This window comes from Streptomyces massasporeus (genome assembly GCF_014648995.1).
Taxonomy (GTDB): domain Bacteria; phylum Actinomycetota; class Actinomycetes; order Streptomycetales; family Streptomycetaceae; genus Streptomyces; species Streptomyces massasporeus.
The window spans coordinates 106825-129610 of the sequence record NZ_BMSE01000020.1; the positions used below are offsets into that span (position 1 = coordinate 106825).

General features: G+C 73.3%; 24 protein-coding genes and 2 pseudogenes. 14 read left to right on the top strand and 12 right to left on the bottom strand.

The genetic code is table 11. The features are described from left to right. From IE153_RS33170 to IE153_RS33190, 5 genes are read right to left on the bottom strand one after another with little or no spacing between them, the layout of a single operon-like run. Positions 1-1278, bottom strand: a complete 1278-nt coding sequence (locus tag IE153_RS33170; protein WP_229829291.1) for a serine hydrolase domain-containing protein — start codon at positions 1276-1278, stop codon at positions 1-3. Then, positions 1275-2192 (bottom strand): DUF6895 family protein, encoded by a 918-nt coding sequence (locus IE153_RS33175; RefSeq protein ID WP_189593433.1) that lies wholly within the window; start codon positions 2190-2192, stop codon positions 1275-1277. Before IE153_RS33175 ends, IE153_RS33170 begins: the two co-directional genes overlap by 4 nt. Beyond that, on the bottom strand, positions 2189-3151 hold the full coding sequence (locus tag IE153_RS33180) for a DUF6895 family protein (RefSeq protein ID WP_189593434.1): 963 nt from the start codon (positions 3149-3151) through the stop codon (positions 2189-2191). The genes IE153_RS33175 and IE153_RS33180 overlap by 4 nt, the downstream gene beginning before the upstream one ends. Further along, complete coding sequence (locus tag IE153_RS33185) at positions 3148-3843, bottom strand: hypothetical protein (RefSeq protein WP_189593435.1); 696 nt, start codon at positions 3841-3843, stop codon at positions 3148-3150. The genes IE153_RS33180 and IE153_RS33185 overlap by 4 nt, the downstream gene beginning before the upstream one ends. A 20-nt stretch (positions 3844-3863) precedes the next feature. Then, positions 3864-4052 carry a hypothetical protein gene (locus tag IE153_RS33190; protein WP_189593436.1) on the bottom strand — a complete coding sequence of 63 codons (189 nt, stop codon included), beginning with the start codon at positions 4050-4052 and terminating at the stop codon, positions 3864-3866. 305 nt (positions 4053-4357) lie between these two features. Here IE153_RS33190 and IE153_RS33195 point away from each other — a divergent pair, with 305 nt between their 5' ends. The 3 genes and pseudogenes from IE153_RS33195 (at position 4358) to IE153_RS33205 (ending at position 5743) form a co-directional block, all read left to right on the top strand. Further along, positions 4358-4501 (top strand): hypothetical protein, encoded by a 144-nt coding sequence (locus tag IE153_RS33195; protein WP_189593437.1) that lies wholly within the window; start codon positions 4358-4360, stop codon positions 4499-4501. Between the two features lie 63 nt (positions 4502-4564). Next, the gene (locus IE153_RS33200) at positions 4565-5098 is read left to right on the top strand and encodes a DoxX family protein (RefSeq protein ID WP_189593438.1); all 534 of its coding nucleotides are present in this window, start codon (positions 4565-4567) and stop codon (positions 5096-5098) included. A gap of 77 nt (positions 5099-5175) precedes the next feature. Then, positions 5176-5743 (top strand): annotated as a pseudogene (locus IE153_RS33205) (hemerythrin domain-containing protein). A 128-nt stretch (positions 5744-5871) separates the two neighbouring features. Here the strand turns inward: IE153_RS33205 and IE153_RS33210 are convergent. The 3 genes from IE153_RS33210 to IE153_RS33220 form a co-directional block, all read right to left on the bottom strand. Further along, positions 5872-6945, bottom strand: coding sequence for a glycosyltransferase family 2 protein (locus IE153_RS33210; protein WP_189593439.1), 1074 nt, complete (start codon positions 6943-6945; stop codon positions 5872-5874). A 311-nt stretch (positions 6946-7256) separates the two neighbouring features. Next, on the bottom strand, positions 7257-8222 hold the full coding sequence (locus IE153_RS33215; protein ID WP_189593440.1) for an NAD-dependent epimerase/dehydratase family protein: 966 nt from the start codon (positions 8220-8222) through the stop codon (positions 7257-7259). Positions 8223-8416: 194 nt separating this feature from the next. Next, a complete protein-coding gene (locus IE153_RS33220; RefSeq protein ID WP_189593441.1) occupies positions 8417-8944 on the bottom strand; it encodes a hypothetical protein in 528 nt (175 codons plus the stop codon). 443 nt (positions 8945-9387) lie between these two features. Between IE153_RS33220 and IE153_RS33225 the strand changes: the two genes are divergently transcribed. Together IE153_RS33225 and IE153_RS33230 are read left to right on the top strand one after the other, a co-directional pair. Further along, positions 9388-10020 carry a hypothetical protein gene (locus IE153_RS33225; RefSeq protein WP_189593442.1) on the top strand — a complete coding sequence of 211 codons (633 nt, stop codon included), beginning with the start codon at positions 9388-9390 and terminating at the stop codon, positions 10018-10020. Further along, positions 10017-10550, top strand: coding sequence for a hypothetical protein (locus tag IE153_RS33230; RefSeq protein WP_189593443.1), 534 nt, complete (start codon positions 10017-10019; stop codon positions 10548-10550). Before IE153_RS33225 ends, IE153_RS33230 begins: the two co-directional genes overlap by 4 nt. Before the next feature lie 15 nt (positions 10551-10565). Here IE153_RS33230 and IE153_RS33235 read toward each other — a convergent pair whose 3' ends face one another. Continuing rightward, entirely contained in the window at positions 10566-10889 is a 324-nt protein-coding gene (locus tag IE153_RS33235) for a hypothetical protein (protein ID WP_185015034.1), read from the bottom strand. Between the two features lie 214 nt (positions 10890-11103). Here IE153_RS33235 and IE153_RS33240 point away from each other — a divergent pair, with 214 nt between their 5' ends. Further along, on the top strand, positions 11104-11559 hold the full coding sequence (locus tag IE153_RS33240) for a hypothetical protein (protein ID WP_189593444.1): 456 nt from the start codon (positions 11104-11106) through the stop codon (positions 11557-11559). Positions 11560-11615: 56 nt separating this feature from the next. Continuing rightward, the gene (locus tag IE153_RS33245; protein WP_189593445.1) at positions 11616-12470 is read left to right on the top strand and encodes a fructosamine kinase family protein; all 855 of its coding nucleotides are present in this window, start codon (positions 11616-11618) and stop codon (positions 12468-12470) included. Positions 12471-12474: 4 nt separating this feature from the next. Here IE153_RS33245 and IE153_RS33250 read toward each other — a convergent pair whose 3' ends face one another. The 3 genes and pseudogenes from IE153_RS33250 to IE153_RS33260 all read right to left on the bottom strand — a co-directional run bounded on the left by IE153_RS33250 (position 12475) and on the right by IE153_RS33260 (position 16190). Further along, positions 12475-14133, bottom strand: a complete 1659-nt coding sequence (locus IE153_RS33250; RefSeq protein WP_189593446.1) for a catalase — start codon at positions 14131-14133, stop codon at positions 12475-12477. 179 nt (positions 14134-14312) lie between these two features. Continuing rightward, positions 14313-14706, bottom strand: a pseudogene (locus IE153_RS33255) (alkaline phosphatase family protein); the annotation flags it as partial. 149 nt (positions 14707-14855) lie between these two features. Beyond that, positions 14856-16190, bottom strand: a complete 1335-nt coding sequence (locus tag IE153_RS33260) for a hypothetical protein (RefSeq protein WP_229829292.1) — start codon at positions 16188-16190, stop codon at positions 14856-14858. 94 nt (positions 16191-16284) lie between these two features. On the opposite strand from IE153_RS33260, the gene IE153_RS33265 reads away from it, so the two are divergent. From IE153_RS33265 to IE153_RS33295, 7 genes are all read left to right on the top strand, one after another. Then, positions 16285-16899, top strand: coding sequence for a P-loop NTPase family protein (locus IE153_RS33265; RefSeq protein ID WP_189593448.1), 615 nt, complete (start codon positions 16285-16287; stop codon positions 16897-16899). 305 nt (positions 16900-17204) lie between these two features. Continuing rightward, entirely contained in the window at positions 17205-18917 is a 1713-nt protein-coding gene (locus IE153_RS33270) for an ATP-binding protein (RefSeq protein ID WP_189593449.1), read from the top strand. Beyond that, positions 18914-19336 (top strand): roadblock/LC7 domain-containing protein, encoded by a 423-nt coding sequence (locus IE153_RS33275; protein ID WP_142166142.1) that lies wholly within the window; start codon positions 18914-18916, stop codon positions 19334-19336. Before IE153_RS33270 ends, IE153_RS33275 begins: the two co-directional genes overlap by 4 nt. Beyond that, positions 19333-19695: a DUF742 domain-containing protein gene (locus tag IE153_RS33280; RefSeq protein ID WP_189593450.1), complete on the top strand. Its 363-nt coding sequence runs from the start codon at positions 19333-19335 to the stop codon at positions 19693-19695. Before IE153_RS33275 ends, IE153_RS33280 begins: the two co-directional genes overlap by 4 nt. Then, on the top strand, positions 19667-20293 hold the full coding sequence (locus IE153_RS33285; RefSeq protein ID WP_189593451.1) for a GTP-binding protein: 627 nt from the start codon (positions 19667-19669) through the stop codon (positions 20291-20293). Before IE153_RS33280 ends, IE153_RS33285 begins: the two co-directional genes overlap by 29 nt. After that, positions 20290-21528, top strand: coding sequence for a cytochrome P450 family protein (locus IE153_RS33290; RefSeq protein WP_189593452.1), 1239 nt, complete (start codon positions 20290-20292; stop codon positions 21526-21528). The genes IE153_RS33285 and IE153_RS33290 overlap by 4 nt, the downstream gene beginning before the upstream one ends. After that, on the top strand, positions 21525-22751 hold the full coding sequence (locus IE153_RS33295; RefSeq protein ID WP_189593453.1) for a cytochrome P450 family protein: 1227 nt from the start codon (positions 21525-21527) through the stop codon (positions 22749-22751). The genes IE153_RS33290 and IE153_RS33295 overlap by 4 nt, the downstream gene beginning before the upstream one ends. Positions 22752-22786 lie beyond the last annotated feature (35 nt).

Below are 22786 nucleotides of genomic sequence, written 5' to 3' on the forward strand. Positions count from 1 at the left end.
CTACGCCTCGGCCAGCAGCGCGTACGCGGTGGCGACGAACGGGTCGTGGGCGCGGAAGCGGCGGGTGCAGACGGCGGCCAATGCCGTGCCGGTGTCGGGGCGGAAGCCGAGGAACGCCTGCTGGCCCAGCGTCGCGCCGCTGTGGAAGTACATCGGTCCGCCGTCGGTGGGGTGACAAAACCAGGCGACGGTGTGCACGTGCCGGTGCGTCAGGCCCCTGCGCAGCACGGGGCGGCGCACCGCGCGCAGGGCGGGGGCCAGGGGCGGTGACACGCCGGTCGGGTCCAGATGGGCCTCGAGGAAGGTGAGCAGGTCGTGCGGCGTGGCCCGTACGGCACCCGCCGCCTGGAAGCCTCCGGCGTCGAAGGCGGGCACGAGTGACACACCGTCCCTTCCGTGCCCGAGGGCGTCGACACCGGAGCCGTCCGCGTGCAGGGTCGTGCCGTCCAGGCCGAGGGGGTGCAGCACCTGGTCGGCGAGCAGGTCCTCCCAGAGGGTGCCGGTGGCGGCGGCGAGTGCGTGTCCGAGTACGGCGACGCCGTAGTTGGAGTAGCGCCACCGGGTACCGGGGCGGTGGCGCGGCCGGTGACGCAGGAAGGCGTCGACGACCCGGTCGTCCGGGAAGCGGGCGTACGGGTTGGTGGTCCAGGCGGGCAGGCCCCGGAGGACGAACCCGGCCGGCAGGGCGGGCAGTCCGGAGGTGTGGGTGATCAGGTGGGCGAGCGTCACCGGGTTCGCACCTGACGGCCTCCCCCCGGCCAGGAAGGCGGCGGCCGGTTCACCGCCGGACAGCCGGCCGCTGCGGATGAGCCGCGCCAGCAGCAGACCAGTGAACGTCTTCGTCGCCGAGCCGATCTCGTAGCGCTGGTTTTCGCGGGGAAGCGGCGGGGGCAGGGCGGTGCCGCCGCTCACGATGCCGCGGCGGCCGTGCCGGGAGAGGGCGAACACCACGTCCGGGGCGTCGGATGCGGTGACGGCGTCAGCGAGCCGCTCGAGGAGCGGGCCGTCGTCCGGGGACGCCTCCGGCGACGGGACGCGCGGGACAGGCCCCGCGGCCGTGAGTGTGGCGAGGAAGTGCCGGGATTCACGGGATTCGTCCGACGGGATGTCATGGGGGGCAGGTGTCCGGCTGACCGGTGTGTCGCACGAGGCCATCGGGCCCTCGTCCGTCGGCGCCCGGGGTACGGCCGACTCGTCCGCCGGCATGGCACGCGGGGCCGGAGTCTCGGCGTCGTCGAGCGGTTCACCCGGCCAAGGCGTGTGCCGACGGGGCGTCATGAGGCCTGTGCCAGCAGGGACAAGGAGCGGGATGTGGCCAGCACGGAGGCGTAGGCGGCGACCAGAGTGGGGTGGTAGACGATGTCGAACACCTCGTCGGGGGGTCCCTCGGGCATCGTCCGCAGGGCCGGCATCGCGCCGTCGGGCTGCTGTGCTGCGGCGAAGCCCTCCCAGGCCCGTTCGTCCAGGGTGGGGTGGGGCAGGCAGGCGTCGACCACCAGCAGTTCGCCGAGCAGGTCCCAGCGTTCCAGGTCCAGCCAGTCGTCGATCCAGACCGGCAGCCAGGTCGCGAGGTAGTCGGCGGTAGCGGGCGGCAGACCGTCCGGCCTCTCCCCCCAGTCGGTCAGGTGGAACACGTTGTGCGTGACGTCGTAGGCGATGTGCCCTTCCACCGTCCAGGGCTCGGGGGTGCGCGCCAGCCAGGTCGTGTCCCTCGGTTCCGGCTCCGGCGGCCGCGGCGGGAGGCCGAATCGGCGCTGGAACGCGGACAGGCCGAGCCGCCGGGTGGGGGTCGCCTCGAATGCCGCCCAGCTGTCCAGCCGGTGGTTCAGGACGGCTGCCCGCTCCACCTCCGGCTGGCTGTAACCGAGTTCCTTGAACGGCAGGTACACCTCGAAGGGGATGGGGGAGATCGGCTCCGTGAGCTGCCCCCGGACGAGCATGCGGCCGCCGTCCAGCGTCTCGCGCCAGGCGTGGTCGAGGAGTTGTTTGGCCAACTGCGCCTGGCGCGACCCCGCGACCCCCTCGCGGAACAGCACCTTGCAGATCATGGCCAGTTCGCCGATGGGCTTGAAGCGCTCCAGGAAGCCGATCTCCGGGTCGACATCGGGTTCCAGCTGGAATCCGTCGCGGTGGGCCCACAGCCATTCCAGGGCGTCGGCTCCGACCTTGTGGATCAGGCGGGTGTCCGTCATCCCAGCACTCCTTGTCCGCCGGGCCGGTGGTGCGTGACTGCACGGGCTTCGTCGCCCAGACGCCGGGTGGTCAGGGTCGCCGCGAAGGCGGCCATGAGGGTGGGGTGGTAGTGGGAGAGGAAGTCCGGGCCGCTGTCGTGATGGGCTCCGGTCCCCGACTCCGGAATCGCGCCGGAGGGGTGCTGTACCCCTGCGACGCGCGTCCAGGCCTCCTGGAGGACGGTGGGTTCGGGCAGTACGGGCAGACTCGCCGCGACGGCGAGCAGCTCGCAGCCGAGGTCCCACATCCCGGCGTCCAGACAGGTGTCGAGCCAGGGCGGCAGCCAGTCGGCCAGGTAGTCGGCCAGGTCCGGCGGCACGTTTTCGGTCCCGGCGCGTCCCCAGTCGGTGAGGTGGAAGACCACGTGGGTGAGGGAGTAGCCGGACGACTGCTCGAAGGTCCAGGGCTCGGGCAGCCCGGCCAGCCAGGTGCGTTGCAGCGCCTGCGGCATCGCCTCGGGTTCCCGGACGCCGCTGCGCACCTCCGCGTTCAGGACGCCGAGCCGCCGGGTGGGCTCCTGCTCGGTGAGCTGCCAGCTGCGAGTGCGGGCCACCATGGCGGTGGCCGCCTCGTACCCGGGGTGCCGCAGGCCCGCCGCGGCCATGGCGGCGTACACCTCCAGGGGGTACGTGGCGAAGGGCTCCAGTCGCTGCAGGCGCATGAACAGCTCGCCCCTGCCGGTCTCCTGCCACGCAAAGGTCATCAGGTCGGCCGCGCATGCGTGGAGCGGATCCGGGGGCGCGGTGTGCCGGGTCACGGTCGCGCACACCTGGGCCAGCTCTCCGAGCGGCTTCCAGCTGCGGTTCACCTGTCCGTCGGCGGCCAGCGCGTCCTCGCCCAGCGCGAACTGCGCGCGGTGCGCCGACACCCACGCCAGCGCGTCCTCGGCCACCTGCCGTGTCCCCCGTGCGTCCCTCACGCGAACGCTCCCGCCCGCGTCAGCCGTGCCGCACTCACCTGCAGAGCCACGAGCGGGTCCTGACCGCCCATCAATTCCACGAAGTCCAGGCCGTTCTCGAGTCCCAGCGTCTGCGGTACGCCCTCCAGCAGGGTCAGCCAGCGTCCGGCGCCGGCCGCCTGCCGCCAGTCCCTGCGGCGCACCGCGCGCACGAAGCCCCGGGCGACGTCGACCGGACGGTGCCGGGCCGCGCGGGCCACCGCGCAGTCCTCGCCCGGGACGGCGAGGGCAGCCAGCACCGCGAGCTGGTGTGTCAGGACTTGCCAGGTAGCGCCCTCGAGCCAGGCGGCGTCGGGTTCCTGCCGCGGGCCGCCGACGTACCCCGGATCGTGCCGCCGCAGCGTGTGCCGCATGGCCCAGTGGCTCCACAGGACGGTGGGGGCGGCGTCGTCCCCGGGCGGGTAGGCCTCCACCGCCTTCCTGAATACGGCGAGTTCGTCGGGCAGAGGTGGGGTGTGCAAAAGGGTGCTCGGCAGCAACGCGTCGGCTCCCAGCACACGTACGGCCGCCGGCGCGAGGCCCTCCGCTTCCCCGTCGGCCCGCTCCAGGGCGGCCGCACGAGCGTGGTCCCCGCTCCGAAGAGCGGAGACCACACCGGAAGCGAGGTCCTGCACCGCGCCCTTCAAGAGGGACGAAGTGCCTGACTGCTCCATGAATCACTCCTGTCGGTTCACTAGCCCTTCTTGGGGCGCGGGGTGGGCGGCGACAGAAGCAGACCGTAGCCGCCCTTGAACAGGGCAAGTGCGGCGCACTCGCGGCTGTCGCGGTAGATGCCGTCGGCTTCTGCCGGGTCGAGTGCGGCCTCGATGTCGGCACTCTGGATGCCCGTCAGTTCCCTGGTGACCTTTTCGGTGGCAGTCATTGCACCATCTCCTTGACTGAAGCGGATGCTTTCCTCTCTAGTGCACCTGATAGGGACAAATCATGCCAACTTACCCAGGAGTTTATTTGTGTCACTTGTTCAACATCTAGCTCATGAGTGTTCACGTTTGTGGTAGTTGCCGACGAAACAGCACATCTGCTCAGCGCACGCCGCGACCCCGCACGGCTCCGCGCAGATGTGTTCCGCGGCCCGCTCGACGGACACGTGCTCGACCGGAGCGAAGAACGCCTCTCCGGGCAGCATCGCCTGCTCCGGCTCCGGTGGCTCCGGAGGAGTGACGGTGGGTGCGTAGCCACTCGGCGGCCTGCGGGTGGAAGACGGAGCTCTGCTCGACCGCCCAGCCCACCCTTCCCAGGCGGCCGTCTCGTGACGTCCTGCTGTCCGGGGAGCTGCGCGACGAGGCGTGGGCGCGGCGCCGGCCGGGGTGACTGGTTCGGCTCCGGCTGGGGAACCCGTCGATCGCTGTACCCACCGACTCCCTGGAGAGGGCCATGAGTCTGTTGCGTGTGCTCGGCCGCCCCATGCTGGCCTCGATGTTCCTCGCGGGCGGCATGAACTCCGTCCGCGACCCGAAACAGGTCGCCGACGCCGCCGAGCCTGTCGTCCAACCCGTCACCGAGCGCATCCCGGCACTGCCGGACCGCACCGAGCAGGTCGTACGGCTCAGCGGCGCCGTACAGGTCGTCGCGGGGCTGATGCTGGCCACGGGGCGCGTGCCGCGCCCGGCCGCGCTGGCCATCGCCGCCACGCTGGTGCCCACGACGCTGGCGGGGCACCGGTTCTGGGAGGCGGAGGACCCCGAGGAGCGGGCACAGCAGCGCATCCACTTCTTCAAGAACATGTCCATGCTCGGCGGGCTGCTGATCGCGGCCGACGACACCGGCGCCCGCCCCTCGGTGGTCTGGCGTGGCACGCACGCCGCCCGCGGGGTGCGCCGCGACGCCGGTCTGGTGCGCCGCTCCGTCCGTGCCACCGCACGGCCGGCCGCCGCGGCCGGGCGCATCCGGGCCAAGCTCCCCGCCTGAACCGCGGGCGCGGCACCGGCGGGAGTGCACGTTAACCCCGGGGGGCCGGGGGGACCCGAGCGCTGGAGGTGAAGGACATGGGACACGGAGGAAACGTCATCGACGAGCTGGTGACCGATCACCGCGAGGTCGAGGAGATGTTCGGCAGGATCGAGGCCCTGCCGTCCGGTCACCAGGACCGCAAGGTGTACGCCGACCAGGTCACGATGGAGCTCGTACGGCACTCGGTGGCCGAGGAGGCCTACCTCTACCCGGCGGTACGCGAGCACGTGGCCGGTGGGGACGCCCTCGCCGACCAACCAGGAGCTCAAGGACCACGCCACGGCCGAGCAGATCATGAAGGATCTGGAGAGCTGTGACGCGGGCGACGCCGACTTCGACCGGCTGATGGGCATGCTGATGAGCGAGATCCGCTCGCACATCGCCGACGAGGAGGGCAACCTCTTCCCGCGGCTGCGGCAGGCCTGTCCGATGGACACGCTCAGCGAGCTGGGCGACAAGGTGCGCAAGGCGAAGAAGACCGCTCCGACCCGGCCGCACCCGGCGGCCCCCGACAAGCCTCCGGCGAACAAGCTCCTGGCCCCGGGCACCGGGATGGTGGACCGGCTGCGTGACGCGCTGAGCGGCCGGGGCAAGTTCGAGTAGGCCGGTCACCGCGCTGTGCGGGGCCCGTCACCCTTCCGGGCGACGGGCCCCGCTGTCGTGTGCATGGGGCCGGGGGCTTCGTGTGCGTGGGCCGGGAGGCGTCGTGTGCGTGGGGCCGAGCCTCGGTGTCATGACCGCAGCGGTTCCCTGACCGCCGGGCGGGGCGCGGGCGCAGGCCCGGCGCTCTGGAACGAGGTGTGCGGCCGGGCCCTGCGGTGCACGAGCCATCCGCGCAGCCAGTGCCAGGTCGCGGCGGGTGGGACGAGGGCGCTGGTGACCGTCATGGTGAGCACCTCGTCGCGGGTGCCCGGCCCGGGCGTGATGCGGGCGAGGGCGAACTCGGTGGTGCCGGCCAGCCACAGGGCGGCGCAGGCCGTGGCGGCCCGGTGCCGGCCGAGCAGGGCGCAGCCGAGGGCCGTCACCCCCGCTCCGGTCACCGCCAGATGCAGGGGCAGGCGCCCGCGTGGGGTCTCCGCCCGGCGCCACCAGTGCCGGCCGTGCAGCCGGGTCATCAGCACGTCGTCGGCGTTGCCGGCCTGGAGCCGGACGGAGATCCAGCGCCCGGCCTCCCGCACGGGATGGGTGGTGGTGCGCCGGCCGCCGGTGAGCGTCCAGCCGGCGTCGAGCATGCGCAGCGCGAGGTCGGCGTCCTCCCGGAAGGCCTGCCCGAAGCGTTCGTCGAATCCCCCGGTGGCCACCAGCGCGGTGCGACGGTACGCCGTGTCGGCGGTGATCCAGCGGGCACCGGCGAGTCCGGCCGTGTCGCGTTCCCAGTCCGTGGGGCGCCGGTCGGCGGGCAGGGGCACGTCGATGCGGGCGGTGCTCCCGGCGGTGCGCCCGGTCGCCGCGGCCAGGTCCAGGACCAGGTCGTCGCCCCAGGTGGGGCCGGGGACGACGTCGTCTTCGAGGAAGACGATCCAGGGCACGTCACCGGCGGCCCGCCAGCCGAGGTTGCGTGCGGCGGCGGGTCCGCGCGCCCCGCCGGGCACGACGATGGTGCGCTCGCGCAGGGACGGCGGGACGGCGGCGGTGAGGGGCGTCCGGGCCGCTTCGGGCCGGTCGTCGACGAGCACCACCCGGACCGGGCCGGGCCCGGTCGCCTCGGCGAGGGCGTGCAGGCAGGCCCTCAGAGCGGGACCGCCGAGGGTGGGGACCACGACGGCGTACGCGACGTCTCGGGCCGGGGCGTGGGGTCGGGTCATCGCGGGACTCCGGCGTCGTCGGATCGGAAGCCGAGCGGGGCGGCGACGGGCGGCCCGTCGGTCACCGGGGCGGGGGCGGGCTGGGGGAAGCGGGCGCTGGTTCCGGGGAGGGGCATGGGGATGCGGGCCTTTCGGCGGTTGGGAGACACCCGGGCGTGGTGGTGGGTCGGGAGACACCCGGTCGTGGTGGTGGTGGGGGGACACTCGGGCGGGGTGGTGGTCGGGAGGCGCCGGGACTCCGCGATCGGGACGCCCACGGACGCGGTGGCCGGGAAGCACACGGTCGCGGCGGTGCGGGGGTGCCCGGGCGGTCAGTCCTCGGTACCGGCCTCGCGGAACCAGGCGATCGTGCGCCGCAGCCCCTCCTCGGCACGCACCTGCGGGTCCCAGCCGAGCTTGTCGCGGGCCAGCGTGATGTCCGGGCAGCACACGGCCGGATCGTCCACCGGGCGGTCGATGTGGCGGATCTCCGAGGGAGACTCGGCGAGTTCGATGACCAGGCGTGCCAGGTCGAGCATGGTGATCTCGGTCGGGTTGCCGATGTTGACGGGGCCGCGCAGGCCGTGTGCGGCGGCGGCCAGGATGCCGCGCACGGCGTCGTCGACGTAGCACAGCGACCGGGTCTGGCGGCCGTCGCCGGTCACGGTGAGCGGCTCGCCGGCGAGGGCCTGCCGTACGAAGGTCGGCACCGCGCGTCCGTCGTGGGCGCGCATCCGGGGGCCGTAGGTGGTGAACAGCCGCACGATGCAGGTGTCGGTGCCCCGGGCGTCGGCGTGGGCGGTGGTCAGCGCCTCGCCGAACCGCTTGGCCTCGTCGTGGACGCTGCGCGGGCCGACCGGGTTGACGTCGCCCCAGTAGCGCTCGTCCTGGGGGTTCTGCCGCGGGTCGCCGTAGACCCCGGAGGTCGAGGCGAGGACGAAGCGGGCGCCGGAGGAGTGCGCGAGGTCCAGCGCGTTGCGGGTGCCGGTGCTGCCGGTCTCCAGGGTGTGCAGCGGCAGGCGCAGGTAGTCCGCCGGGGACTCGGGTGAGGCGAAGTGCAGGACGAGGTCCGGCGGCCGATTGATCCGAAGGCCCTCGGCGACATCGGCCTGGACGAGTGTGAACCCGGGCTGTTCGAGCAGCGGCGAGATGTTCTCGGGCCGGCCGCTGCTGAAGTCGTCCACACAGGTGACGGCCGCGCCCGCACCCAGCAGGGCGGCGCACAGATGGGAGCCGACGAACCCGGCGCCGCCGGTGACGACGGCGTGTTCCCAGTTCCGCGAGAGGGCGGTGGTCATGTCGGTCTCTCCTCCGTCGGCGGCGGCGCGGCACGACGGCCGTGCCTCGGGCCGGCGAAAACGGGCCGGAGGGCCGTCGAGCCACGCTCAGCCTCCGCCCACCGTGCGGGCACGGCACGGTCGCCTACGGCAAACCGGTGAGTGACGGAGGGTGAGGTGAGAGGTGCGGCCGGGAAAGGTCCGCGTGATGTGCGTCAGGCGATCAGCCTGCGGCCCGGGTTCAGCCGGTCGAGGAGCTGGGCCTGGTGCAGATCGGCGACGGGGGCGAGCAGGTCGGGGTGGCGCAGCAGGGCGGCGGCGTTCCGGTCGCTGTCGTCGGGGGCGACGAGCCGGCGGAACTCGGCCCGTGTGCCGGTGCTGTGGCTGCCGTCGGCGAGAGCGGCGACGGCCCGGGCCGCCAGCTCCTGGTCGGTGAGCAGGCAGGCGGCCCAGCTGGCCACGACCTCGTCCACCCAGGTGCGCCAGGCGTGTGCGTCCGTGTCGTCGCCGAGGGCCGCGTCGGCGCCGGTGACCCAGTCGAGCCGCCCGGAACCGCCGGGGCCCGACACGCCGAGCAGGGCGGCGTCCATCGCCGTCGGGTACCTGAGCCAGGCCGCGACCGTCACGGCCTGCCGGGCCTGGACCTCGCACAGGGCGGAGGCCAGCGCGCCGCCGGAGGCGGGGAAGGCGCGGGTAAGCCACTGGGCGGTCGCCGCGATGACAGGGGAGAGATCTGCTTGCACTGCCGGGCCGTCCGAAGGGAAGGGGGCGGGGATCTGGTCGTAGACGGTAACCGCCGCTTCCCGTCCCCGGACGTGATCGGGACCTCGTCCGGGACGTGGCCTCGACCACATCACCGGCGGCGCGAGCCCGGCCGGGCCTCTGCCCCGTCGGCCGGACGCCACCACCCGGACGGGCCGGCGGGACAGCGGAGGAACGGCGCCACTCGGCCTCGTCCGCCGAAGCTCACGGGACAGCCGCTCCCCCGCCGCGCGGACGTCACCCGGGCAGTGGCACCCGGACCGACCCGCGCCGCCGAGCGGGCGGGCCGGCACCCCGCCCCTCGGGACGCCGCGCGCAGTGTCGGCGTCCGTTTCGCCGCAGGGGCGCCGGGCACCCGGCCCGCGTGTTCTCTCACCGACCCGAATCCGCAGGTCCGGCCCCGCGTGCAGTCAGCCGGTCGCCGGTGCGGTCGTTGCGTTTCGACGGCTGGATCGCCGGGATCGGCACGGCGTCCGGCGCCCGCGTGGTGCTCGGCCACTGGCCGCGTTCGCCGTTCGGGCCGTTCAGCGACGTGATGGTCGAGGAGGCCGACGGACGCCGGCTGCTGCTGGCGCCGACGCGCGAGACGGCCGACTTCGTCGCCGGCACCTATGTCTTCGACGAGGTGCGGGTCGTACCGGTCGAGGTGCGGGTCGCCGGCCGCCGCCACTGGACGGTCACCGCCCCGCCGCTCCACCTGCGGTTCGGGACCGGCCGACGGAGCCTGCCGGGCCTCGCGCTGCGGGCGGTCCCGGGCGCGCTCGCCACCCGCCCGGGCTGGATCGCGCTGTGGGACCGGCCCGCCCGACTGCTGCTGGGAGCACACACCCACGCCAGTGCCCGGACCGGACGGCACCAGTGGTACGGCGCCCGGGACCTGCACCCGGTCACCTCGGCCACCGCCACCTTCAAGGGCGAGAACCTCGGTGCCCTCACCCCGGTCGAGCCTCCGGTGCGCTTCGGATCCGGCTCGACACCCCGCCGTCCCTGCCTCGTACGGGTCACCACGACGGTGGCCGTGGGGCAGGACCGGAGTACGACAGGAGCTGCGTCATGACGGAACAGCGAGCGGATTCCCCGGACGCCAGGCGTGCCCCGGCCACCGACATGTCCCTGCTGGGCATCTACCTCAACGACCATCTCGCCGGCGCCACCGCCGGGACCGCGCGGGTGCGCTACCTGCTGCGGTCGTGCGGTGGCACCCCGCTCGCCGACGCGCTGGCCCCGGTGGCCGCCGAGATCGCCGAGGACCGGACGAGTCTGCTGCACATCATGCGGCGCCTGGACGTGCCGGTGCGCCGCTACAAGGTCTACGCGGGCCGCGCCGCCGAGCAGGTGGGGCGGCTGAAGAGCAACGGCAGCCTGGTACGGCGGTCCCCGCTGAGCACGCTGTGGGAGCTGGAGGCACTGGCGCTGGGGGTGGAGGGCAAGCTGGCGGGCTGGGAGACGCTCCGCGATCTGGCCGCCACTGACACACGTCTCGACCCGCGACAGCTCGACGACCTCATCGAACGCGCCCGGCGGCAGCACGCCACGCTGGAGGGGCTGCGTCACAAGCAGGTCGAGGTCGCCTTCCGCGGAGCCTGAGAGACCGGCCCCGGCTCACCAGAACCTGCTGCTGAGGGCGGGCTGATGGGCCAGTTGCACCGCGTCGCGCAGCCGCAGCGCGACGCTGATGGTGGCGCGCAGGGCGGACGGACGGACGGTCTGGGCGGTCTCGGTGGCGAGGACCAGCAGACAGGCAGCCGCCTGCTCGACGACCGAGACGGGCAGGGTGAAGTCGTTGTCGGCGGCCGTGCGGAACGCCTTCAGGGGGATCGCGACGCCGTCGATGGCCCGGTGCGCGGCCTGCTCCAGATGCTGTGCGGCCTGTTCGCACACGGGGGCGGGCAGGGCGATGGTGCGCTGGAACGGTGAACTCGTCATGACCCCACTGCTTCCCCGGCGCTGGCCGGTTCTGTCGGCCGGCGGCGGGATTTCACCGCCCCGCGTGACCGGCGGGTGGCGATTGTCCGGGAATCGAAACAGCCCTCGGGGACGGTGCAACGGGTGCCGGGGGCGAGAGGTCTACTCCTGCGATCGGCTCGCCGGGCGAACGGCCCGGGGAGCACGGAGAAGTGACCACAACGGGGGTTCCAGAATGTTCCGCAACGCCTCGCGCCCGAACCGCTGGAGTGTCGTCGCCGTGGGCTGTGTCGCCGCCCTCGGCATCGCGGCCGCCGCGGTTCCCGCCGCCGCCGCGTCGGCCACCGACGGCAACGACCGCTACACCGCGCAGGAGATCCACACGTTCCTGGAGGACTTCTACGGGGAGCACGGTCCCGGCGACTTCGCCCGCACGTACGGCATCTCGCCGCAGCTCAAGGAGAAGGTCGCCGACAACCCGGAGTTCGACGTCCTGCTGTGCGCGCAGAACATCCCGGCGTCCATCGACATCGGCCCGGTCACCACGGCCCAGTCGGCGCGGGTCGGCTGGGCGACGGTCAGCACGTACTGGAACGGCGGCTCCGACAAGGCCGACTTCACCGCGTACGTCGACCTCGACGCCACGCGCCCGATCCAGTTGCTCGACGTGGATTGCGGGTCCCAGGGCTGAGCAGCCGTCGTCGTACTCTGGGTGCCGGTCGGGCACGGCGCTGAAAGGGAGTACGTATGGCCGCCCGTGCGGAGGTCGTGGCCCGGCACACCGGCCGGGCCGTCAGGGATGAGAGGCCGCTGTCGGGGGCTCTCGCCGAAGTCACCCTCGACGACGGTCGGGTCGTGGTCGTCAAGCGGTCCGACGCGCCGGGGGCGGCGCGGGCCGAGGCGGCGGGGCTGCGCTGGCTGGCCGCTGCGGAGAGTGTGCGGGTGCCGGGGGTGCACGGCCACGAGGAGGGCTGGCTCGTCGTCGAGCGGGTTCCGCAGGGGCGTCCGGGCCCGGAGGCGGCGGTGCGGTTCGGCCGGGCCCTCGGCGCGCTGCACGCCTCCGGGGCGCCCGCGTTCGGCGCGCCGCCGCCGGAGGGGCCGATGGACGCGTTCATCGGGCTCGCGCCGATGCGCAACGAGCCCGCGGCCGACTGGCCGCGCTGGTACGCCGAGCAGCGCGTGCTGCCCTATCTGCGGCGGGCGGTCGACCAGGGCACCGTCCGGGCCGGCGAAGCGACCGTCGTGGAACGTCTGTGCGAGCGGCTTCCGGGGCTGGCGGGCCCCGCCGAGCCGCCCGCGCGGCTGCACGGCGATCTGTGGAGCGGCAACGTACTGTGGGCGGCCGACGGGCAGGTGTGGCTGATCGACCCGGCCGCGCACGGCGGGCATCGCGAGACCGATCTGGCGATGCTGCGCCTCTTCGGCTGTCCGCATCTGGAGCAGGTGCTGGACGGCTACCAGCAGGAGGCGCCGCTCGCCGGCGGCTGGACGGAGCGCGTCGGCGTGCACCAGCTGTTTCCGCTGCTGGTGCACGCCGTGCTGTTCGGCCGGGGTTACGCGGAACAGGCCCTCGCGGTGGCCCGTACGGCTCTGGCGGGGTGAGCGGTCAGCGGGTCACGACGTGCCGCGCGTCGGGGACGCAGTGGGTCATGGTCAGGCCCTCTACGTTACGCGGCTTGTTCCTGCCCAGGTCGGCCAGGCGTTCACGGTCGTCGTCCGTGAGGTCCTGGCTCGCCAGCGGCTCCAGTGAGGCCACGTCCTCCGGTCCGATGCCCAGACCCTCCCCGACCCGCAGGCCGAGGTCGTTGTCGACCAGCAGGAAGTGCCAGACCATGCGCTCCTGGATCGCCCGGTCGCACGCGGACAGTTGACCGATGAAGTTCTTCACCAGGTCGTCGCGCTCCCAGTCCTCCAGCAGCTGGTAGCGCTGACCGGCCTGGAGGTAGTCGTTGGTGCGGGGGATGCGCTTGCGGGTCAGCCGGCCGTGGATCTCGGGGCCCTGCTCGTCGTGGGTCGGGTGGCGGGCCTCGCGCAGGCCGCCGGTGATGGACGGCTCGTAGTTGACCTGTGGGTTCTCGCCTCCGCCGTCCACGTGGTAGGCCATCTGGCCGTCGCGCTGGTTGGTGTGCACCTTCGCGTTCTTGGCCTGGTTGACGGGGAGCTGGAGATAGTTCGGGCCGACCCGGTAGCGCTGGGTGTCGCTGTAGGAGAACGTCCGGCCGACGAGCATCTTGTCGTCGGAGAAGTCCAGGCCGTCGACGAGGACGCCGGTGCCGAAGGAGATCTGCTCGTTCTCGGCGAAGAAGTTCTCCGGCATCCGGTCGAGCACCATCCGGCCCACCGGCCGCGGCGGGAAGTCCTGCTCGGGCCAGGTCTTGGTGTCGTCCAGCGGGTCGAAGTCGAGCTCGGGGTGGTCGTGGTCGTCCATCATCTGGACGAGCAGCTCCCATTCCGGGTGGTCACCGCGGGCGACGGCCTCGTACAGGTCCTTGGTGGCGTGGCCCAGGGTGTCGGCCTGGACGTTGGCCGCGTCCTCCTCGGTCATGCTGCGCACACCCTGCTTGGGCATCCAGTGGTACTTGACCAGCTTGGTCTCGCCCTCGGCGTTCACCCATTTGTACGTGTTGACGCCGAAGCCCTGCATGTGGCGGTAGTCGGCGGGGATGCCGCGCGGGCTGAACAGGTTGACCAGCATGTGCATGGCCTCGGGCGTCTGCGACATGAAGTCGAAGATGCGGCCCGGCTGCTGCTCGAAGGTCACCGGGTCCGGCTTGAGGGCGTGGATGACGTCCGGGAACTTGATGGCGTCGCGGATGAAGAAGACGCCCAGGTTGTTGCCGACCAGGTCCCAGTTGCCGTCCTCGGTGTAGAACTTCACGGCGAAACCACGCGGGTCGCGGGCGGCCTCGGAGGAGTCGCGGCCGCCGATCACGGTGGAGAAGCGGACGGCGACGTCCGTGCGCTTGCCCCGCTCCTGGAACAGCCTGGCCCGGGTGTAGCGGCTGATCGGCTCGTCGCCCCAGGTGCCGTAGGCCTCGAAGTGGCCGTAGGCCAGGACGCCGCGGGCGTGCACGACGCGTTCGGGGATGCGTTCCCGGTCGAAGTGGCTGATCTTCTCGAGGAACTGGTAGTTCTCCAGCGTGGCCGGGCCGCGGGCGCCGACGCTGCGCTGGTTCTGGTTGTCGTGGACCGGATGGCCCTGGCGATTGGTGAGTACCTCGCGGTCGTCGCCCGGTGCGGGGCCGGTGCCGGATACGTCCGTCATGTGTGTGGGCTCCTTCGGCTCGGGGCCGCGGCCTGCCGGGTCGGTGCCGCGAGCGGCGCCCGGCCGGTCCTGGCGGGACGGGCCGGGTACCCGAAGGGGCCGAGTCACTCACGTGCCACGGACCTCGTCGGACGGCGGTGGCCTCCCCCGAGCCGGGAAGGCACCGCCGCTACGCTCCGTCACACGTGGGGCCTGCGCCCCCGTTCCTGCCGCGGGTAACGCTGGTCGGCTCCCGGCAGGGCCGGCTCGGGGAGGGTCGCGACCTCCTGCTCGGCCTTCCGCGGCTGCTCCGCCGTGCCGTCGGGCAGGCGGGGCGGGCGCGGCCGGCCGTGGGTGAAGCGGAAGGCGGAGGTCAGGTCACCGAAGGTCTCCCGGCGCCAGTCGCTGGCGTCGGGCTCCTCGACGCCGGTGAACCGCTCCAGGAAGAGCGCGGAGGTGTGGTCGAAGGGCTCGGAGGCGACCCAGCAGCCGACCGTCCACGGCGAGACGACGATGGCGGGCACACGGAAACCCGCCGCCGATCGGCAGCCCCTGGACGAACTCGTTCGCCGTGCCGGCCCGGCTGCCGGCCGGGCCGTCGATCACTGACCCGCCCGGCAGGCCCGGGCGGGTCAGGGGCAGTCGACGAACAAGGGGACACTGCACGGGGTGGGGTTGGCCAAGACCTGACCGGCCATGTCTCCGCGTTCCCGATGCGTTGCCCGGGCTTGGGAGACGGATGGTCAGTGCGTGATCCGGGGCCCCGGTGGCTCGGGCCGCTCCTCGCAGAAGGACCAGACCTCCGCGAGGAGGGCCGGATGGTCCTCGCCATGGGTGACGACGGCCGCGTAGACGGCGTCGAGAGCCGCCCGGAGCGGGTCGGCTGCGGCGGTCACGGCGGGCAGGGCCGTGTGCGGCTGCGAGATGCGGAGGGACGGGTCCGGGCGGCCGATGGTGAGCATCGCGACGAGCGGGCTCGAGGCGGAGTCCGACGGCGGCGGGTCCTGCCACTCCTCGCGCGACGGCGACGGGTCGTGCGGCTCCTCGAAGGCCGCCGCGGGGCCCACCACGAACGGTGCCGCCCTCTGGAACAGTCCGGACGTGAGCGGGGAGTCGGCAGGCTCGTGGGGCGGCCGTTCGGGCGGGACGGCCCGGCCGACGGTGCGGTCCGGGACGTCCGGGTCGGAGGCGAGAGCGTGCCACATGCGGGCGTCGTCGTCGAAGGGCGGGGGCAGCGGGTGGTCTTCGGCCAGGGCCGTGAGCGCGTGGGCGACCCAGTCCAGGGCGGTGAGTCCGGCCGCCTCGCAGGCCCGGCGGGCGGCGAACCGGGCCACCGCGCGCTGGGTGGCGGGGCCCGCGGCGTCGATGGCGTGGAGCAGGGCGGGGTCGAAATCGCGCAGCCCGCTGACGTTGCCGCCGACCGTGCGCAGCGCGTCGCTCGGCAGGCGTCCGCCCCACTGCCGGCGCTCGTGGGCGAGTTGTTGCTCCCGCTCCTCCGTCTCCCGCGCGAGGCGCTCCCGGCGTGCGGCTTCGGCCCGCTCGGCAGGGGTGGGAGGGGGTGGCAGCGTCCGGGCGTAGCGGTGCCAGTAGGCGGCGGTCCGCGAGGTCTCCTTCAGGACGCGGTCCGGCTCGGGCGGGGCGGGCCAGAACTGCAGGAGGTAGCGGTCCAGTTGCGGCTCGTCGGCCGATCGGGTGTCCGTCTCGCTCGCCCGGTCCATGCCCCTGGCGCAGTAGCGCACCCGGTGGTCGGTTTCCTCGAGGTCCAGGTCCCAGGAGTCCTCCCCCGCCCACTGCACGAGCGCGCTCTGCGCCGAGGCGGGGCGGAAGGACACCTCCACCACGTCCTCCCAGGCGGGATCCAGTGGCGGGGCCTGATCAAGCACTTCGACGGTGAAACCGACATCGCCGGTGTGCAGGCCGGTGTTCAGCCAGAGAAGGCCCGGTGTCGCCGCCCCGCACAACCCGGCCCTCTGCCCGGCGAACGCCTCCGCGAGGCCCGGCCCGTGATCATCCGGGTCGCTCTCGACGTAGATCTGGCCGTAGTGCACATGAACCTCTCCCTCGACCGGCCTGCGCACGATCAGCTCCTCCTCGCACGGGGATGGGATGGTGTGAGCTGTCGGCATCGTGGCATCCGGCACTGACAGCCGGCGGCCACGGAAGAGGAGAGCCATGCGGCACGTCTACTGGATCGGCGGCGGGAGTGGGGCGGGCAAGTCCACGATCGCCCGCCGTCTGGCCGACCGGCACGGCTGGCGTGTCTACTCCACCGACGACGTGATGGCCGATCACGCGCGCCGGACCACCGCCGATGAGGCGCCGTTCCTCCATGCGTTCATGGCCATGGACATGGACGAACGGTGGGTCGACCGGTCGCCCGAGACCATGCTCGAGACGTTCCACTGGTTCCGGGGCGAGGCTTTCGGTCTGATCGTCGAGGATCTCGCGCGCATGCCGGCGGGGACGCCCGTCGTCGTCGAGGGGTTCCGTCTGCTGCCGCACCTGGTGGAGCCGCTGCTCCCCGGCCCCGGACACGCCGTCTGGTTGCTTCCCACCCCGGAATTCCGCCAGTTCGCGTTCACGAGCCGTGCCACACCGCAGGGCGGGTTCACGCGGCGGACCAGTGATCCCGCGCGGGCCGATCGCAATCTCGCCGTACGGGACGCCCTGTTCACGCGGCGGCTGGGCGAGGAGACCGCGCGCCGGGGACTGCCCGCCATCACCGTGGACGGCACGATGACGGTGGACGAACTCGCCGGGTGGGTCGGCCAGGTCTTCCGGCTCTGAGACAGCGGGAGGCCCGGACCCTGCACCCGCCCTCCGGCAGGGCACCCAGCCTGCGCCCGTCACATGCAGTGACTACCCGTCACGACGCCGGGCCGGTCGGCCAGATCCACACGCACCACCAACTCCCCTCTCCTGTACGGCAATTCAGACAGTTGCCTCGGAAGCCCACAGACACCGATCACTTTCGGAACGAAGTGGCACTCCACCGTGCGAGACCGGTCGATGACGGTGTGTACTGTGCTGCGGGTGGCTCGCCAGAGCCCCTCGGACCCAGCCCTGCCCGACTCCCTCCTGGAATCGACTCGATGATCGAAGTACCGGACCTGGCCGTCGGCGCCCTCGCCCTCGGCACACTGTCCGCGTTCGCCCTCGGCGGCGGGCTGCTGCGCTCACGACGGCAACTGGCCGCGCAGCGCGCCAAGACGGCCGCGCTGCGGGCGCAACTCGACGGCACATCGCGGACGTTCACATCCGAGGTCGAGCATCTGGCGGCGCGGCGGCTGCCCGCCGCGGCCCGGCAGGCCGCACATTCCCACGTCACCGTGCCGGGCCCGCTGAACCCGCAACTGGCCGGTTCGCCCCTGGGTTTCGCCCTGGAACAGGTCCTGAACGGGCTGCACGCCGAGTTGGCCGCGCAGCGCACCCGGATCGACGCGGCGGCGCAGGCCGGGATGCGCGGGGCCACCCGGGAGATCCAGGCGGCCCTGTACCGGCTGCAGGACGCCCTGCGCGGGCTGCAACAGCGCTACGACGATCCCGAGTTGGCGCAGACGCTGTTCGAGCTGGACCACGAGAACGAGCAGTCGCTGCGGCGCGCGCAGATCGCCGCCGTGGTGTGCGGGGCCTGGGTGGGGCTCGCCCGGGAGGAATCCCACCTGGTGGACGCGGTCACGGGTGGCCAGGCCCGGCTCGCGGGCTACCGGCGCGTCCGGGTCGCCAACCACCTGGACTCCGGTACGGCCCTGGTCTCCCACGCCGTCGAGCCGGTCGCCATCATCGTCGCCGAGCTCCTCGACAACGCGCTGCGGCACTCCGCGCCCGACACGGACGTCGTGGTCAATCTCGAGGCGGTCCACCACGGTGTCTGTGTCACCGTGGACGACGCCGGTCTGGGCATGACGCAGGACGAGCGGGCCCGGGCCCAGCGGATGGTCGCCGGTTCGGATCCGATCCTGCTGACCGAGCTCGGTGATCCGCCGCGCATGGGGCTCGCGGCCATCGGCCAGCTGACCCGGCAGTTCGATCTGTCCGTGGACGTGTCGTCCCCGTCGCCGTACGGCGGGGTGCGGGCGGTGCTGCGGGTCGACAGTCACCTGCTGACGCGCATCGACCCCGAGGAACTGCCCCCGGCGGCCAGCGCCCCGCGTTCGACCCGTAAGGCGGCCGTGCGGGGCTCGGGAAGCGGTTCCGGCACACCAAAGGGCTCGGGCGCCGGCCTGCCCGGGACGCCCCCCGCGCCCCGGCCCGTCACCGCCGCCCCACCCGTCGCCCCGCCGCACGAGCCCGAGTCCGTCGCCCCGCCGCACGAGCCCGAACCCGCCCCGGCCGCCGAGTCCGACGGCTCCCGGCCGGCCGCCGAGCCCGGGAATCCCGAACCGCTCCCCACCGCCGCCACCGCCACCGCGAGCCAGGAGCACGATCACGGCTACGGCTCGGAGCAGGACGCCGGCGACGACACCCCGGTCCCCGGTCACCACGGCCCGCGGGAGGGCGGCGGCCTCCCCCAGCGGCGTCGCCGCGGCCGCGCCACGAACTCGAGCGGCCCCGCCGCGGCCGAACCCGCGGCACCTCGCCGTCCCGCGGCCGAAGCGGCACCACAGCGCCGTCCCCGCCGCCCCGAGGAGTCCGCCGCCGCCCTCGGCGCCCTCCAGTCCGGCACCGCCGCGGCGCGTTCCGCCGCCGGGCCGAACACCACAGCCGTCCCAGCCGTATCTGACGGTGCCCCGGCCGCGACCACGGCCGACGGGGCGTCCGAGGACACCGACAGCAACGACCACGAAGGGGGAACGGCTCGATGACCAGCCGCGCAGCGGGGGACACGGCATGGGTGCTCGAACCGGTCCTGGAGGTGCCGCATGTCGTGGCCGCCGTCCTGCTCACCCGGGACGGGCTCGTCACCGGCTACACCGACGCGCTGTCGCGGCCGTCGGCCGAGCGGGTCGCGGCCATCACGAGCACCGTGCAGGGTGCCTGCCGTACCGCGGCGGCCGCGTTCGCCGACACCGACCGGGCCGACATCCGGCAGGTCGTCATCGAGTCGGACCACGGCTATGTACTCATCGTGCCGACGGACCACGGCACCTGCGTCGCCGCCTACGGTGACCCCGAGGTGCGGCTCGACCTGCTCGCCCACCGGGTGCACTCGCAGGTGGCGCGGCTGGGCGAGAAGGCCATGGCCGCCGGGCCCCGAGGTGCCGACGGCGACACGCCGGCATGACCGGCCGCCGAGGCGGCCGTCCCCTGGTTCCCGCGTACCTGTCGACCGGCGGGGTGGCGCGGCCCAGCCGTGCCCATCTGGAGCGGCTGTCGGTCCTCACCGGCAGCGGTGAGCAGGCCCCCGCGGACCTGCCCGCCGCACAGGCGGCCCTGCTGGAGGAGCTGGAGTACGGGTCACTGACGGTGCAGGAGGCCGCGGCCCTGCTGCGGCTGCCGGTCTCCGCGGTGCTCGTGCTGGCCGCCGACCTCCTCGACCGCGACCTGGTACTGGCCCGCGCGCCGATCCCGCCCGCCCGGCGCTTCGACCCCGACCTGCTGAAGAGAGTGGCCGATGGCCTCCGCGACCTCAAGCACCGTTGACGACCTTCCCGGCGCCACGGACGTCCACCTGCGCGACACCGCCCAGGACTTGGTGAAGATCCTGGTCACCGGGCCGTTCGGGGTGGGCAAGACCACCCTGATCCGCTCGGTCTCCGAGATCCGCCCGCTGCACACGGAGGAGCAGCTCACCGAGGCGTCCGCGCAGGTCGACGATCTCGCCGGCGTACGGGACAAGTCGACCACCACGGTCGCCATCGACTTCGGCCGGATCAGCCTGCCGGGCGACGTCGTGCTGTACCTGTTCGGCACGCCCGGCCAGGAGCGGTTCCGGTCGCTGTGGGACGACATCGCCTACGGGGCGCTCGGCGCGCTCGTCCTGGTGGACGCCCGCCGGATCGACGCCTCGTTCGACGTGCTGGGGCTGGTGGAGGAGACCGGGCTGCCGTACGCCGTCGCCTTCAACACCTTCCCGGACGCGCCCCGCCACCACACGCCCGAGCAGGTGCGCGCCGCCCTCGACCTGGAGCCCACGACCCCGATGGTGACCTGCGACGCGCGGGAGGCGAACTCCTCGATCGACGCCCTGCTCGCGCTGGTGCAGCACCTGATCGACCACCACCCCCCGGAGCCCCGGTGACCCACCCGTCCCCCGCCGAGCAGGCCTTCTCCCTCGCGGCACCCGTCCGCCTGTGGGAGGACGGCTTCGCCCGCGACCCCCACCCCTACTACGCCGCCCTGCGCGCCCACGGCCCGGTCGGCTGGGCGGAACTCGCCCCCGGTGTCCCGGCGTACGTCGTCACCGACCGGCGGGCGGCGCTGGAGCTGCTGCACGACACGGAGACGTTCTCGCACGATCCCCGGCCGTGGGAGGCGACCGTCCCCGACGACTCGCCGGTGCTCGGCATGATGCGCTGGCGGCCCAACACCCTGTTCGCGGACGGCGGCGCCCACCTGCGCTACCGCACCTCGCTGATCGACGCCTTCGACCTGGTGGAACCGCACGATCTGCGGGCCAGGGTGCACCGGGCGGTGCACCTGCTGGTGAGCCGGATCGGGCCGCGTGGCGAGGCCGACCTGGTGGGCGACTTCACCCGGCCGCTGATGGCGCTGGTGTTCAACAGCCTGTTCGGGCTGCCGGACAGCGCGAGCGAGCGGCTCGACGCCGCGCTGGGCAAACTGATCGAGGGCGGTGCCCAGGCCGCCCGGGGCGAGGCCGAGTTCGGCGGGTACGTGCTGGAGCTGATCGCCGCCAAGAGCGAGCTGCGGGGCGACGACCTGCCGAGCTGGCTGCTGGACCATCCGGCGGGGCTGACCCCCGAGGAGGTCACCTGGCAGGTGTTCCTCACCCTCGGCGCCGGGCACGAGCCGACGGCCAACCTGGTGTCCAACGCGCTCTCCCGGATCCTCGGCAACCCGGCCTACTACTCGACGCTGACCAGCGGCGCCCGCCCTGTGACGGACGCGGTGCTGGAGGTCCTGCACCACGAGACACCGCTCGCCAACTACGGCATCCACTACGCCCGTACGCCCGTCACCTTCCACGGCGTGTGGATCAGGGCCGCGGTGCCGGTGGTGATCTCCTACGGGGCGCTCGCCGAGGCCGCCGAGCGGGAGCGCGGCACGGACCGCCACCCGTCCGACGCCTCGCACCTGTCCTGGTCGGCGGGCCCGCACGCCTGTCCGGTCAAGCAGCACACGCTGCTCATCGCCACCGAGGCGATCGAACGGCTCACCCAGTGGCTGCCCGACCTCGAACCCGTGCTGCCCCGCGAGCGCCTGACGTGGCGGCCCGGTCCGTTCCACCGCTCGCTGACGGCGCTGCCCGTCCGTTTCAGCCCCCGCTCCCCCGACCAGCCAGGAGGACGACCGTGACCGTCACCGACCGCATCGCTCTGGACCCGTTCGGCGCCGACATCGCCGCCGAGAGCGCCCGGTTGCGCACCCTCGGCCCGATCGTGCCCGTGGAGCTGCCCGGCGGCATCCCCGCCTGGGCGCCCACGCGCTACGGCACGCTGAAGGAGCTCATCCTCGACCCCCGGGTCAGCAGGGACCCGCGGCTGCACTGGCGGCTGTGGCCCGAGATCGGCGAACACCCCTCCTGGGGCTGGATCCTCGGCTGGGTCGGCGTGGTCAACATGCTCTCCACCTACGGCCCGGACCACACCCGGCTGCGCAAGCTGGTCGCGCCCAGCTTCACGCACCGGCGCACCGAGGCGATGCGGCCCCGGGTGGAGGCGATCACGTCGGAGCTGCTGGCCGCGCTGGAGGCGGCCGACGGCGAGGTCGTCGACGTGAAGGCGGGCCTCGCCCATCCGCTGCCGATGCGGATGATCTGCGAACTGATGGGCGTGCCGGACGCGTTGTGGGAGGACACCGGCCGGCTCATCGCGGCCATCATGGACACCACCGACCCGAGCCCGGAGCACGCGGCGTCCGTGCAGCGGCAGATCGGGACGGTGCTGCCCGCGCTGATCGCCCACCGGGCCGAGCACCCCGGGGACGACATCACGACCGAGCTGATCCGGGTCCGCGACGAGGACGGCGACCGGCTGAGTGACGAGGAGCTGCTGTACACGCTGCTGCTGGTGATCGGCGCCGGGTTCGAGACCACCGTGAACCTCATCGGCAACGCGATCGTGGCCCTGCTGCGCCACCCCGAGCAGCTGGCCGCCGTACGCGCCGGGAAGATCGGCTGGGACGCCGTCGTGGACGAGACGCTGCGCGCCCACCCGTCGATCGCGTCGCTGCCGCTGCGGTTCGCCGTCACCGACCTCACCGTCGGGGACGTCACGATCCCGGCGGGCGACGCCATCATCACCACCTACGCCGCCGCCGGACTCGACCCCGAGCACTACGGGCCGGACGCCGACCGGTTCGATGCCGCGCGCGCCGCCGACGACCATCTGTCGTTCGGGATCGGTGTCCACCGCTGCATCGGGGCACCACTGGCCCGGCTGGAAGCCCTCACCGCGCTGCCCGCGCTGTTCGAACGGTTCCCCGGCCTGCGCCTGGCCGAGGGGGACGGGGGCCTGCGGCAGGTGCCGTCGTTCATCGCGTTCGGCTGGCAGGAGATCCCGGTGCGGCTGCGGGGCTGACGCCATCTGGGGCACGCCGCCTCGCAGGGGCGGCG